We start from the raw sequence: 14,220 nt of genomic DNA on the forward strand, positions 1-14,220 counted from the left end.
TCGCGCGTATGGCTATCGTCTTATAGCACGTAGCGCCAAACTGACTTAGGAACCTCGCCCACGTTGAACAGGCGTCCACCAGAGACCAGTTCAGCGCGGCGATGATCGGCAGCACGATACATATTAATGATGTCCTGATTATCGGTCAGCGTGTAGTTCAAATGGTCGAACAGTTTTTCCAGGCTCTCGAGAGAACTGATTTTGCGAAATTTTAATAAATAGTCCTGAACAGTCATTTTAATAAGCTTCCATATAAAAGTACTTCATATCAGTAGGGTAATTCGGTCGAATAATAAACGGATAAATTAAGACGTAAACTGGCCACACGGACGGTGCGGTAAAATTAGGAGTTTTCTTTGTTGAAAATCAGGCGTCGGATGACGCCCGAAAAAGAAGGTTAACCCTGATTAACACCACTGGCAATAAGCAACTGACAGTATGTGTCACTCTTTTTGAAGGCCGGATTACTTTGCCTGCGATGCCGTCACAGGCTCGGGCGGCTGGTAGTTATCAATGTGGCTTGCCACGCCAAGCAAGACAACAGAAACACCCAACACAACCCATCCTGCTAATTCAATGATTCGATTAATAATTGACGTCATGATCTTATTTTTGATTTTTCCATAAATACATGCCGAGAATTTTACAATGTGGCCTACGTCACGGCAAGTCTTTAGGAATCGGTTTCTATTCATAGATTCAGTAGGTTATATAAATGTAACCAAGATGTATGGAGAGTCATGCTATTTTGCTTTGAAAAGGACGTTATTACGCTATTGTGACTGTATTGCAGATAGTGTGAAATAAATGCATCCCCAGATAAGAGGCAGCAACATGAGTGACAAGATCCGCGTCGGATTAATTGGTTATGGTTACGCCAGTAAAACGTTTCATGCACCGCTAATTGCGGGTACGCCGGGAATGGAACTGGCAGCAGTATCGAGCAGCGATGCGTCGAAAGTTCATGCGGACTGGCCTGCCGTTCCCGTTGTTTCGGAGCCGAAACACCTGTTTGACGATCCTAATATCGATCTCATCGTCATTCCCACACCCAATGACACCCATTTCCCGCTGGCGAAAGCGGCGCTTGAAGCCGGTAAGCATGTTGTGGTTGATAAGCCCTTTACGGTGACGTTGTCACAGGCGCGGGAACTGGATGCGCTGGCTAAAAGCCTGGGTCGGCTGCTGTCCGTCTTTCACAACCGTCGCTGGGACAGCGACTTCCTGACGGTTAAGGCGTTGATTGCAGACGGAACGTTGGGAGAAGTGGCTTATTTTGAATCGCATTTTGACCGTTTCCGTCCTCAGGTGCGTAACCGCTGGCGCGAGCAGGCGGGCCCGGGTAGCGGAGTCTGGTACGATCTGGCACCGCATCTGCTGGATCAAGCGGTGAACCTGTTTGGTCTGCCCGTGAGCATGACGGTGGATTTGGCGCAGTTACGACCAGGGGCACAGGCAACGGATTATTTCCACGCCATTTTGAGCTATCCGCAGCGTCGTATTGTCCTGCACGGCACTATGCTGGCAGCCGCTGAATCAGCGCGCTACATCGTTCACGGTACCCGTGGAAGTTACGTTAAATTTGGTTTGGATCCACAGGAAGACAGGCTGAAAAACGGCGAGCGACTGCCACAGGAAGACTGGGGTTACGACATGCGTGATGGCGTGTTAACGCGTGTCGAGGGTGAAGAGCAGGTACAAGAAACCTGGCTGACAATTCCGGGTAATTATCCCGCCTATTACGCAGGGGTGCGCGATGCGCTGAATGGTACGGGAGAGAATCCGGTTCCTGCAAGCCAGGCGATTCAGATTATGGAACTGATTGAGCTGGGTATTGAATCAGCCAAACATCGCTCGACGCTCTGTCTGGCGTAAAATAGAAGGGCCGGCAATGTGTGCCGGCCCTTTTTTCTGTTAACCCGCCACTTTTTCGCGCAGCGCCTGTTTCTCGGCTGGGGTTAAGAAGGCAATTTCCAGACCGTTGACCTGAGCCTGACGAATCTGTTCACGGCTCAAACCTGCTTGTGGTGCAGCCACGTTGTACTCGTGAATGATGTCCACACCCTGAACGGCTGGGTCGTCGGTATTGAGTGTGGCCAAAACGCCATGTTCGAGGAACGTCTTCAGCGGATGCTGTGCCAGAGAGGCGACTGTGCTGGTCTGGATATTGGACGTCAGGCAAGATTCGATCCCGATGCGCTGCTCGGCAAGGAAATCCATCAGCGCAGGATCTTCAATCGCCTTCACGCCGTGACCGATACGCTCGGCACCCAGTTCACGAATGGCCTGCCAGATACTTTCTGGACCTGCCGCTTCACCCGCATGCACGGTAATGTGCCAGCCTGCGTCACGCGCCCGGTTGAAGTGGGAAAGGAACAAGCTCCCCGGGAAGCCCAACTCATCACCAGCCAAATCGACGGCGGTGATGTGGTCGCGATGCGCCAGTAAAGCGTCCAGCTCCTGCAAACAGGCCGATTCGCCAAACGTCCGGCTCATAATACCAATCAGACGTGCCTGGACATTAAACGCTTTACACCCTTCGCGTACGCCTTCGATTACCGCTTCAACCACACCTGACACGGGCAGGTTGTGGGTCATTGCCATGTAGCCTGGTGAAAAACGCAGCTCAACATAGTGCAGGCCGTTACGGGCCGCATCTTCGATATTCTCAAATGCGACGCGACGACAGGCATCCACAGATGCCAGCACTTTCACGCCCCAGTCCAGCTTGCTCAGAAAACTGACCAAATCCGGCTCGTTTGCGGTGACCTGAACATGGGGAATAAGCGACTCAATTGTTTGAGCGGGAAGGGCCAAATTAAACTGGCGGCCAAGATCGAGAATGGTTTGGGCACGAATGTTGCCATCAAGGTGACGGTGGATATCGGTTAATGGTAGGCGTGTATCAATCATGGTCGCACTCTTTTCTGGTTAAAGTGCGGCCTATTATAAAAACATTTGCAGGCAAAAAGCTATTTGCGCAACGGAATATTCCATTGCGCAAATCAATTACAGTAGAGCGTTGATCCCAGCAATCAGACGCTGTACGCCTTGCTCAAGCTTGCTACGTGGGCATCCGGCATTGAGACGCACATAGCCACGACCTTCAACGCCGTAGGTATATCCGGGCATGATGGCGACTTTTTGCTGTTCGATTAGCACCTTTTGCAATGCTTTATCGTCAATGTTTAGAGGACTGAGATCGATCCAGGCCAGGTATGTTGCTTCCGGCGGCTGCCAGTTAAGTTTCGGAAAAGTGCGGTTCAGTTCTTCAGCAATATAGTGAAGATTACTTTCCAGATAAGCGCGCAGAGCGTCAAGCCACGGCTCGCCTTGCTGATAAGCGGCAATATGCGCCGTTAGCGCCAGAACGGAAGGGGAAGAGAGCCCGTCACGACCTTTCAACGCGCTCAGATAAGCTGCGCGGCTTTCATCATCGCCAATCAGGCCATAGGACCCGGTCAGCGCCGGAATATTAAAGCTCTTTGAGCCGGAAGTGAGCAGCGCCCATTTGCCGCAGGCGACTTCATTCCATGGAGTATGCTGATGGCTGCCCCATACCATATCCATATGGATCTCATCGCTGATGACGGCGACGTTGTGGCGCTCACACAGTTCGGCCATGGTTTGCAGCTCATGGCGCGTCCAGACTTTACCCGTCGGATTTTGGGGGCTGCACAGGAGCAACATTTTATTCTCTGGCTTCGCGAGCTCAGCTTCTAACGCTTCCATGTTGCACTGCCAGCCCGTCGTGCTTTTCACCATGGATACGGGAACCACCTTGCGCTGATTGCCCTCTATCGCATTGTAAAACGCGTCGTAAGCGGGAGTATGAACCACCACACCATCGCCGGGACGAGACCAGATCCGAATGAGTTCAGAAACCATGTAAATCACGGAAGGGCCGTACACAAGGGATTTCGTGTCAATCCGGCTGGTAAAGCGCTGTTGGAACCAGTGCGCCACGGCGGCGAGGAATTCGTCGTTTTTCCAGCGGCTATAGCCGAATACGCCGTGGTTGATCCGCTGGTGCAGCGCGTCAGTAATACAGGGTGCGGTGGCAAAATCCATGTCGGAGATGGTGAAGGGCTGCAGATCGTCAGCACCGAAGCGATCGGCGACGTAATCCCACTGAGTACACCAGGTGCCGTGGCGATCCACGACGGTTGAAAAATCGAACATTATTCTCGTCCTTAAAGTAAAAGCCCCCTTCCTGAGAAGAGGGCGAGACGTCAGGCTTCGACCGTTCTCATCAGTGTCGATAGCTCATCTTTGACCGACTGAACCTGCGGCCCAATGACCACCTGCAGGTTATGCTGATTCAACTGTACCACGCCAATGGCGCGATTGGCCTTCAGCGCATTCGTATCCACTTTAGACATATCATCAACCGACAGGCGTAAGCGGGTGATGCAGTTGTCCAGCGAGGTAATATTATCCGCGCCACCCAGTGCCGCCAGAATCGCAGGGGTGTTGTAGCCGGACTTACCCACGGTACCAACAACCGCTTGCGTAGCGTTGCTGGCGGTTTCCACATCACGGCCCGGCGTTTTCAGGTTAAAGCGGGTGATAGCGAAGCGGAAGATACCGTAGTACACCGCGAACCAGATAGCCGCCACAACCGGCACCAGATACCACTTGGTCGACAGTCCGTGCAGAATCCCGAACACCACGAAGTCAATCACGTTACCGTCGGTGTTACCAATGGTGACGCCCAGTACAGCCATCACGGTAAAGCCCAGGCCCGTCAGCACGGCGTGAATGAGATACAGCACTGGAGCCACAAACAGGAACAGGAATTCGATCGGTTCGGTCGTACCGCCGACCACACAGGCGATCACACCGGAGATCAACAGGCCTTTAATTTTGTGACGGTTTTCAGGACGCGCGCAGTGATACATCGCCAGCGCAGCACCTGGCAGGCCGCCGAAGAAGGCCGGCATCTTACCCTGTGACAGGAAGCGCGTGGCGCTTTCAGAGAAACCGTGCGTCGTCGGACAGCTCAGCTGTGCCTGGAAAATAGTCAACGCACCACTGACGTCGTGACCACAGACATCCATCGTGCCGCCCGCTTCGGTAAAGCGAATCAGCGCCACCAGAATGTGCTGTAAACCGAACGGCAACAGTAGACGTTCGCCGGTCCCGAAAATCATCGGACCGAAATCACCTGCGCTATTAATGATGCGACCAATACCGGTGATTCCCATGGCAAAGACAGGCCAAATCAGCGGAATAATCAGACCGAACAGACCCATAACGAAAAGAGTAGCAATGGGTACAAAGCGGGTGCCACCGAAGAAGGCCAGCGCATCCGGCAGACGGATGTTGTGGAAGCGCTCGTGCAGCATCCAGATAATCACACCTGCGATTACCGCGCCGAGGATCCCGGTATCGATGGACTGGATGCCCAGCACGCTTTGAATATTGTTGGCTTTCAGCACGGCCGCGTCGGTTGTTGGCAGAATGCCTTTCGCAGTGAGCCAGAAGTTAACGGCCAGGTTCATCACCGCGTAACCGACAAAACCGGCAAATGCGGCGACGCCTTTGTTTTCGCGCGCCAGGCCTAGCGGAATCGCGATACAGAACATCACTGGCAGGAAACTAAAGGCGAAAGATCCGACTTTGCTCATCCAGACAAAGATCGCCTGCAGGACAGGGTGGCCCAGGAAAGGAATTAACGTCACCACATCGTGACTGCTTAGTGAACTGCCGATCCCCAGCATGATCCCGCAAAATGAGAGTAAAGCCACGGGCAACATAAAGGTTTTCCCCAACTGCTGGAAAAACTCCCACAGCGATATTTTTTGTGCTGCTTTCGCCGTCATAAAACGATTCCTTGATAGTTAACATGATTGACCAGCTTCAATGCTGCGAAAGATAAAACGTTTTACCAAATTTTAGTGCGCGCCAAATCACATTCTCATGCTTTAATTAGCAGTATAAAGATAACGTATTGATAAAACGTTTTACCGGAATGAATATCAGGGAGCTGCGCGCCTTAATGTCTGTCGCTAAGAAAACCACCATCAATGACGTCGCGCTTGCGGCCGGGGTCTCCGTTAGCACCGTTTCGCTGGTTCTCAGTGGGAAAGGGCGCATTTCCCCTGCCACGGGGCAGCGGGTTAACGAGGCCGTTGAGCAACTGGGATTTGTCCGTAACCGACAGGCGGCGTCGTTGCGCGGTGGGCAAAGTGGCGTTATCGGCTTGATTGTGCGCGATCTCACCTCGCCGTTTTACGCTGAATTAACCGCTGGCCTGACGGAAGCCCTGGAATCGCAGGGGCGGATGGTCTTTTTGCTCCATGGTGGCCGCGAACCGGCCCAGCTGCTTTCGCGTCTGGACATGTTACTCACGCAGGGGGTCGACGGTGTGATCATTGCGGGTGCCTCTGGGGCAGGTAGCGAACTGTGCGATCGCGCCGCCCAAAAAGGCGTGCCGCTGGTGTTCGCCTCCCGTGCGAGCTATCTCGATGAAGCCGATACGCTTCGCCCCGATAATATGCAGGCGGCACAAATGCTGACCGAACATCTTATTCGCCGGGGTCATCAGCGCATCGCCTGGCTGGGCGGTAAAAGTTCTTCCCTTACTCGCGCCGAACGTGTCGGCGGATACTGTTCAACGTTAATCAAATACGGTTTACCGTTTCACAGCGAGTGGGTGGTGGAGTGTGATTCTAGCCAGAAGAAAGCCGCCGAAGCGATGGGTGCGCTGCTGCGCAACAGCCCAACCATCAGCGCGGTGATTTGCTATAACGATATCATTGCGATGGGGGCGTGGTTCGGTTTGCTCCGTGCCGGGCGACAAAGCGGAGAAGGTGGGGTGGAGACGTTCTTCGATCATCAGGTTGCGCTGGGAGCGTTTGCGGATGTCGGGGAAAATGCGCTAGATGATTTACCGATCGTCTGGGCCACGACGCCGGCCCGCGAAATGGGGTACACGCTGGCGGACAGAATTATGCAACGTATTGAGAAAGCAGACGTACAGGCAGGGCATCAAATCGTATCCGCAAGACTGGTCACGGTTAAATAGCAACACCATCGAGAATAAAAAGCCCCTCAATGTGAGGGGCTGGATACGTTACTGCTGCGGAACGGCTGGCACCGCTGGCGCGGCAGGTTCAGCCGGTGCTGGCATGCCCAGCGTCGGCATACCAAACATGCCAACAAACTCGTCCAGCGGCATTTTCTGACCGTTAAGCGTCACCTGGCCGTTAGCGTACTGAAGGCTTGTGCCGACAACGTTGTCTTCAAGCGTAGTGATGCGGAACATCTGGCCCATCGCCGCCATGCCTTTCACCTGCTGGCTGGCCAGCTTCGCGGCATCGGTTTCGTTATAGCCTTCCAGCTTCGCTATCTGGGTCATAAATTCTGTCGCCATATCCACCGGAATCGTCAGCTTGCTGTCGATCGATTTCACGCTGCGATCCACTTCCTGTGCCAGCGTTTGCGCTTCGCCAGTCGCCGTCGCAGGATCTTTCAGGAACAGCGACAGGTTAAAGTTGGTTTCGCCTTTGCTGTTTTTCCAGCTCAGTGGCGCGACGGTAATGACCGGCTCACCTTTCAGCAGCAGCGGCAGGTTACTTAACAACGCGTCCAATGCTTTTTGCTGGTACAGCAGAGGATTTGTAGTCATCAGCTCTTTATCCGCAAGCAGCGCCTGGCTTTGCGCGCGATATTGCTGGCTAAACTGATGCCACGCCTGACCGTCAATATTGCCGATTTTCAAGGTCAACTTGCCGGAACCCAGATCCTGGCTCTGCACTTTCAGGCTTTTTAAGGTGTAATCCAGCTGGCTATTAACGCTTTTGCCATCTTTAGAGATCTCGGATTTTCCGTCCAGGTCCATGCCTTCGAGCACGGCCATCTCTTTACCTTCAACGGCAATCGCCAGCTTATCGAGCGTGAGTTTCTGATCGCCGATGCGTTCGTCGAAACTTGTCAGTCGGCTATTGCCGTCAGCTTTCAGATTGTTGAAGGTCAATTGCACCTTCTGATCGTATTCGTTAACCGCATTTACCAGACCGCTTTCTGCGCTGCCGATCAAAGAGATAACTTTGCCGTCGCGATCGGCGTCAACTTTGAAATTACCGCCGCTGAAGGCGACTTTTTCATCGCCTTTTTCGTAGTTCAGTGCTTTCAGGGCGATATCGGAACTTGTGTCACCGGCATAGCTGATACGCGTATCAATAACGAACGGGGATTCGTTTTTCGCCAGATCGAAAAGCGGTTTTGTCGCGTCGTTATTCACTAGCGTCGATTTTACCGATGCCATAGAAGGTATCAGGTTGAAATGCTTGAGCTGCGCCAGCGGGAACGGGCCATGATCGACGACTTCGTCCAGCACTACGCTTTGACCGGCCTTCAGCCAGGTGTTTTCCGTTCCAGCAACCGGTTTAACCACCAGTTGCATATGGCTCTTGAACACGCCACGTTGATAATTCTGGTAACTCAACTCCAGCCCGGCTTCTGGCGCGGTACGTTTAATTTCGCTGTTAGCCTGCGCGACCATTTCTGCAAGGCGGTTTTCAAGCTGCTTGCCAGTGAACCAGGATGCGCCTGTCCACACCAGGCCTAACGCAACAACAACCCCAACCGCTACGACCGATTTTTTCATCGTGATTATCCCTAAAATGAAACCAGGCGGAAAAACCGCCTGGTGGTATAAAGTCTTTAACTAGCTTAGCAAGAGTTGTTAAACAATTCAGTAAGTGGTTAAAGCTTATTGAAAACGCGTGCAACACGGCCAACGCCGCTCATGCTCACCGGGGATTCATTCGCCGCGATGAAGGCGGATTCACCGGGTTTTAACACCAGACGCTGTTCACCTTTGCTCAATACCGCTTCGCCTTCTACGCAGAAAAGGATAGCCGCGCTGTCCTGACTCACGGCGGTTTCGGCACTGCTTAAATCGTGCAGGGAAAATGCGAAATCGTCGACCGGAATAGGGAAGTCGAGCTCAGCACCGTTTTTCAGCGGCTGCGTCAGCAGTTCTGCGGCCGGTTTAGCCACAAATTTTACGTTTGCGACCAGTTCAGGGATATCAATGTATTTCGGCGTCAGGCCCGCGCGAAGCACGTTATCCGAGTTTGCCATCACTTCCAGGGCCACACCTTGCAGATAGGCATGCGGGGTTTCAGCGAACAGGAACATCGCCTCGCCTGGGTTCAGCTTGATAACGTTCAGCAACAGCGGAGAGAACAGACCGCTATCATCAGGATAGAACTGGGCAATCAGGCGAATAGTTTCCCACGGTTCGCCCTGTTGGCTAGCGAGCGCGGCTTTCAGTACCGCCAGCGCGTGCGACTTCTCATCATCCTGCATGTTGAGCAGGCAGGCGAACAGCTGGCTCAGGCCTGCCGCATCCGGATTTTCGAGGAAGTGGGCGATCGCCTTGTGCGCACCCGCGACCGGCTGTAGTAACGACACAATCTCGGAGAACTCGCGGAACGCGTTCATCGCCAGGAAGGGGGTGAGCGCAAAAACCAGCTCCGGCTTGTGGTTAGGATCTTTGTAGTTACGTTCGGCGGCATCCAGCGGAATGCCCGCCGCATTCTCTTTGGCGAAGCCCCGTTCAGAGGCTTTCTTGTTAGGATGCACCTGAATAGAGAGTGGCTGATCGGCGCACAATACTTTAAACAGGAAAGGCAGTTCACCAAAACGATCGGCAACCTTTTTGCCCAGTAACGCGGATTTGTCCGCGTCAATCACGTCGCGTAAAGCGCGTACCTGACCGGTTGAATCTTCAATTTTTGAGCTGCTCTTTGGGTGCGCGCCCATCCACAGTTCTGCCATTGGCAGATTATCTGGATTAGCGATCCCGTAGAGATCCGTTAACGCAGTTTGACTTCCCCAGGCATAGTTCTGCACTGAGTTGATGAGTTTTTGCATTATCAAGCCCTGTTTCAAATGTGGAATTATCTGCGCGTATTAAAGCAATAAACCGCCCGGAAGTAACCTGCGCATATAAAAAGTCGTACTAGTCTCAGTTTTTGTTAAATAATTGTGTAGGATAAGCCAACTCGCTTTTAAGCAGGGCAAACGGAATATCTGCCCTTAAATAATCAGACCTACGCAGTAAGTGAGAGAACAATGTCGAACAAACCCTTCTTTTATCAGGATCCTTTCCCGTTAGGTCAGGATCACACCGAATACTATCTGTTAACCCGCGACCATGTTTCTGTCTCAGAGTTTGAGGGGCAGGAGATCTTAAAAGTCGACCCACAGGCGTTGACGCTACTGGCACAACACGCCTTCCACGATGCTTCGTTTATGCTGCGCCCGGCGCATCAGCAGCAGGTGGCGGATATCCTGAGCGATCCAGAAGCCAGCGAAAACGACAAATACGTCGCGTTGCAGTTCCTGCGTAACTCCGATATCGCTGCGAAAGGCATTCTGCCAACCTGCCAGGATACCGGCACCGCGATTATCACCGGTAAAAAAGGCCAGCGCGTCTGGACCGGCGGTGGTGACGAAGCGGCTCTGGCGCACGGTGTGTACAACACCTTCATCGAAGATAACCTGCGCTATTCGCAAAACGCCCCGCTGGATATGTATAAAGAGGTGAATACCGGTACTAACCTGCCTGCGCAGATTGACCTCTACAGCGTGGATGGCGATGAGTATAAATTCCTCTGTATCGCGAAAGGTGGCGGTTCAGCCAACAAAACCTATCTCTATCAGGAGACCAAGGCGCTCATCACCCCGGCAAAATTGAAGAACTACCTGGTTGAGAAAATGCGCACCCTGGGAACGGCCGCGTGCCCGCCGTACCACATTGCCTTTGTCATCGGTGGGACCTCTGCGGAAAGCACGTTGAAGACGGTAAAACTGGCGTCGACCAAATACTATGACGCTTTGCCAACCGAAGGTAACGAGCACGGTCAGGCGTTCCGCGACATTCAGCTTGAGCAGGAGCTGCTGGTTGAAGCGCAGAACCTCGGTCTTGGCGCACAGTTTGGCGGCAAATACTTCGCCCATGATATCCGCGTGATTCGTCTGCCGCGCCACGGCGCTTCCTGCCCGGTGGGGATGGGCGTGTCATGCTCTGCGGATCGCAATATCAAAGCGAAGATCAACCGTGACGGCATCTGGATCGAAAAGCTGGAAAATAACCCAGGCAAATACATCCCTGAGGAACTTCGTCAGGCAGGCGAGGGCGAAGCGGTTCATGTCGATCTGAACCGTCCGATGAGCGAAATCCTGGCGCAGCTTTCTCAGTATCCGGTTTCAACGCGTCTGTCGCTCAACGGTACGATCATTGTCGGACGCGATATTGCCCATGCTAAATTGCAGGAACGTCTGGACAACGGCGAAGGGTTGCCGCAGTACATCAAAGATCACCCTATTTACTACGCCGGTCCGGCCAAAACGCCAGAAGGCTATGCCTCAGGTTCATTAGGCCCCACTACCGCAGGGCGCATGGATTCCTATGTCGATCAGCTACAGGCCAACGGCGGTAGCATGATCATGCTGGCAAAAGGTAACCGCAGCCAACAGGTGACGGACGCTTGCCATAAGCATGGCGGATTCTATCTTGGCAGCATTGGTGGCCCGGCGGCGGTGTTGGCACAGGGCAGTATCAAGAGCCTGGAGTGTGTGGAATATCCTGAACTGGGTATGGAAGCCATCTGGAAAATCGAAGTGGAAGACTTCCCGGCGTTTATCCTGGTGGATGACAAGGGCAACGACTTCTTCAAACAGATCCAGTCTTCCCAGTGTTCGGCCTGTGTGAAGTAGTATAAAAAACCGGGCAAGGCGCTGCTTTGCCCGGCACATCAAAGAGCGCACAAAGCGCCATACCGTTTTTTTGAAGCAATCAATACTTATTCCTAAAGCATGTGAGCAATCCCATCTTTTTATCAAGGAGAAAGTAATGACAACGCATCGCAGTGAGAAAGACTCGATGGGCGCTATTGACGTCCCGGCCGATAAGCTATGGGGCGCGCAAACCCAGCGTTCGCTGGAGCATTTCCGCATTTCGACCGAGAAAATGCCCGTCTCGCTGATCCACGCGCTGGCGCTGACCAAACGCGCGGCGGCAAAAGTGAATCAGGATTTAGGACTGCTGGCAGCGGAAAAGGCGACGGCAATTATCCATGCCGCCGATGAGGTGTTGGCTGGCAAACACCCTGATGAATTCCCCCTCGCCATCTGGCAAACCGGCTCCGGCACGCAAAGCAACATGAACATGAACGAAGTGTTGGCAAACCGCGCGAGTGAACTGCTGGGCGGCGTTCGCGGCATGGAACGCAAGGTTCATCCTAACGACGACGTCAACAAAAGCCAAAGTTCCAATGACGTGTTTCCGACCGCAATGCATGTGGCGGCGATCGTTGCCCTGCGTGAACAACTGATCCCTCAACTCGACGCCCTAAAGCTTACTCTTCATCAAAAATCACAGGCCTTCGGCGATATCGTCAAGATTGGCCGCACCCATCTTCAGGATGCCACTCCGCTGACCCTTGGTCAGGAGATTTCCGGTTGGGTAGCCATGCTTGAGCACAACCTCAGACATATCGAGAATTGCCAGCCGCATTTGTCTGAACTGGCGCTGGGTGGTACAGCGGTGGGGACGGGGCTAAACACCCATCCTGAATACGCCGTACGCGTGGCAAAAGAGCTGGCGGATATCACCGGGCAACCTTTCGTCACCGCGCCTAATAAATTTGAAGCACTGGGCACCTGCGATGCGCTGGTCCATGCGCATGGCGCGCTAAAAGGACTGGCGGCGTCGCTGATGAAAATTGCTAACGATGTACGCTGGCTGGCATCTGGACCACGCTGCGGTATCGGGGAACTCAGTATTCCGGAAAACGAGCCGGGGAGTTCAATTATGCCGGGGAAAGTGAATCCGACCCAGTGTGAAGCCATGACAATGCTTTGCTGTCAGGTGATGGGCAACGACGTGGCGGTTAACATGGGCGGGGCGTCCGGCAACTTTGAGCTGAACGTCTATCGCCCAATGGTTATCCATAACGTTCTGCAATCGGTGCGTTTGCTGGCCGACGGGATGGAAAGCTTCAATGAGCACTGTGCGCTCGGCATTGAGCCGAATCGCGATCGTATTAGCCAGCTTCTCAACGAATCGCTAATGCTGGTTACCGCGCTTAATACGCATATCGGCTACGACAAAGCGGCGGAAATTGCGAAAAAAGCGCATAAAGAGGGGCTGACGCTGAAAGCCTCCGCATTGGCGTTGGGCTACCTGACGGAAGCCGAATTTGACAGTTGGGTCCGCCCGGAAGAGATGGTCGGTAGCCACACATAATTACTCTGCAATATACAGGTGCAGTCGTGGAATGATTAACCGTAACGGCTGCGCCTGCGGTTTATAACGATGCTGAATGTTGTCAGCATCGTAATTCAATAACTCGCCAATATCCGGCACCATCGCACCCTGGTCGACATCATACAAGGCGATAAGCGGCGTGGGGCAGGCGTATTGCACCTGCTTTTGCTGTCCTGAATACCAGACGCGGGCGATGGGCTGAACCTTCACCGGACGCTTAATTTTAAGCCGCGTATCCGCAGGCAATGCCGCGATATTTTCATACTCCTGCTCCAGTCGTTCTATCCACTGTTCACGCGACCAGGGCGTGACGGTGCGCGGCGCTCGCAAGCTTTTTTCAAGCATCTGGAGGATATCGTTGCGGGTGAAATTCTTGATAATGTGTTTGTTCGCCCAGCCAAAGCGCAGCGTCGCGGGCTGGTGCAGCACCGTCAATGAGCGATAGGCGTTAAGGGTGATGAGCCCCGGTAACTGACGATGGACCCAGTCAAAGCGAGCGGTCGGCGCGAGGCCGGACTCTTCGGTCACGATCTTCTCAAACGCGCTTTTTAGCGCATTAATATGTGCGATCTGACTCTGAATCTTTTCCACAGAGGACGAGTCGCACTGCAGGCAAATAACGCCGGGCAACCGCACGGCAGCTTTACTGCTGCGTTTCTCCGACTGCTGCTGAATAAAGAGATGGCGGTAATGCTGGAGCGTCAAATCCAGCGCTTCTTTTCCGATATGCTGCTTCACCTCGATGGTATCCAGCGCATCGTGCTCTTTCCCTTTTGCGACATCCGGCAGTGTGAATACGCGAGCCGCGAGCAGGCGGCACGTTTTGAGACGCTCGGTCAGGGTTGCCAGATCTTGTTCAATCTGACGGAAAGTCGAGTTCAGCCGCTCAATGAGATCGTAAGTCGCCATAAAAATGCTCAGTAGTTACAACA

General features: G+C 53.3%; 12 protein-coding genes. 4 read left to right on the forward strand and 8 right to left on the reverse strand.

The window, feature by feature from the left end; genetic code table 11:
- Positions 1-20: 20 nt before the first annotated feature.
- Complete coding sequence (gene ydgT / locus AC6EMZ_RS05530) at positions 21-236, reverse strand: transcription modulator YdgT (RefSeq protein ID WP_095281830.1); 216 nt, start codon at positions 234-236, stop codon at positions 21-23.
- 228 nt (positions 237-464) lie between these two features.
- On the reverse strand, positions 465-590 hold the full coding sequence (gene blr, locus AC6EMZ_RS05535; RefSeq protein ID WP_498401484.1) for a division septum protein Blr: 126 nt from the start codon (positions 588-590) through the stop codon (positions 465-467).
- A 244-nt stretch (positions 591-834) separates the two neighbouring features.
- On the opposite strand from blr, the gene AC6EMZ_RS05540 reads away from it, so the two are divergent.
- Positions 835-1,875 carry an oxidoreductase gene (locus AC6EMZ_RS05540; protein WP_498401400.1) on the forward strand — a complete coding sequence of 347 codons (1,041 nt, stop codon included), beginning with the start codon at positions 835-837 and terminating at the stop codon, positions 1,873-1,875.
- A gap of 39 nt (positions 1,876-1,914) precedes the next feature.
- Here AC6EMZ_RS05540 and add read toward each other — a convergent pair whose 3' ends face one another.
- From add to malX, 3 genes are all read right to left on the reverse strand, one after another.
- Positions 1,915-2,913: an adenosine deaminase gene (gene add / locus AC6EMZ_RS05545; RefSeq protein WP_498401401.1), complete on the reverse strand. Its 999-nt coding sequence runs from the start codon at positions 2,911-2,913 to the stop codon at positions 1,915-1,917.
- A 96-nt stretch (positions 2,914-3,009) separates the two neighbouring features.
- Entirely contained in the window at positions 3,010-4,182 is a 1,173-nt protein-coding gene (locus tag AC6EMZ_RS05550) for a MalY/PatB family protein (RefSeq protein WP_498401402.1), read from the reverse strand.
- 50 nt (positions 4,183-4,232) lie between these two features.
- On the reverse strand, positions 4,233-5,825 hold the full coding sequence (malX, locus tag AC6EMZ_RS05555; protein ID WP_498401403.1) for a maltose/glucose-specific PTS transporter subunit IIBC: 1,593 nt from the start codon (positions 5,823-5,825) through the stop codon (positions 4,233-4,235).
- A gap of 176 nt (positions 5,826-6,001) precedes the next feature.
- Between malX and AC6EMZ_RS05560 the strand changes: the two genes are divergently transcribed.
- Entirely contained in the window at positions 6,002-7,030 is a 1,029-nt protein-coding gene (locus AC6EMZ_RS05560; protein ID WP_498401404.1) for a Mal regulon transcriptional regulator MalI, read from the forward strand.
- Positions 7,031-7,078: 48 nt separating this feature from the next.
- Here AC6EMZ_RS05560 and AC6EMZ_RS05565 read toward each other — a convergent pair whose 3' ends face one another.
- Both AC6EMZ_RS05565 and manA read right to left on the reverse strand, forming a co-directional pair.
- Positions 7,079-8,614, reverse strand: coding sequence for a YdgA family protein (locus AC6EMZ_RS05565; protein ID WP_498401405.1), 1,536 nt, complete (start codon positions 8,612-8,614; stop codon positions 7,079-7,081).
- A gap of 98 nt (positions 8,615-8,712) precedes the next feature.
- Positions 8,713-9,888: a mannose-6-phosphate isomerase gene (manA, locus tag AC6EMZ_RS05570; protein ID WP_498401407.1), complete on the reverse strand. Its 1,176-nt coding sequence runs from the start codon at positions 9,886-9,888 to the stop codon at positions 8,713-8,715.
- A 201-nt stretch (positions 9,889-10,089) separates the two neighbouring features.
- On the opposite strand from manA, the gene fumA reads away from it, so the two are divergent.
- Complete coding sequence (gene fumA, locus AC6EMZ_RS05575; protein ID WP_498401408.1) at positions 10,090-11,736, forward strand: class I fumarate hydratase FumA; 1,647 nt, start codon at positions 10,090-10,092, stop codon at positions 11,734-11,736.
- 136 nt (positions 11,737-11,872) lie between these two features.
- Positions 11,873-13,267, forward strand: a complete 1,395-nt coding sequence (gene fumC / locus AC6EMZ_RS05580) for a class II fumarate hydratase (protein WP_498401409.1) — start codon at positions 11,873-11,875, stop codon at positions 13,265-13,267.
- Here the strand turns inward: fumC and tus are convergent, their stop codons facing one another.
- Positions 13,268-14,197 (reverse strand): DNA replication terminus site-binding protein, encoded by a 930-nt coding sequence (gene tus / locus AC6EMZ_RS05585; protein WP_498401410.1) that lies wholly within the window; start codon positions 14,195-14,197, stop codon positions 13,268-13,270.
- Positions 14,198-14,220: the final 23 nt, after the last annotated feature.

This window comes from Enterobacter sp. SCRI0065 (assembly GCF_059766475.1).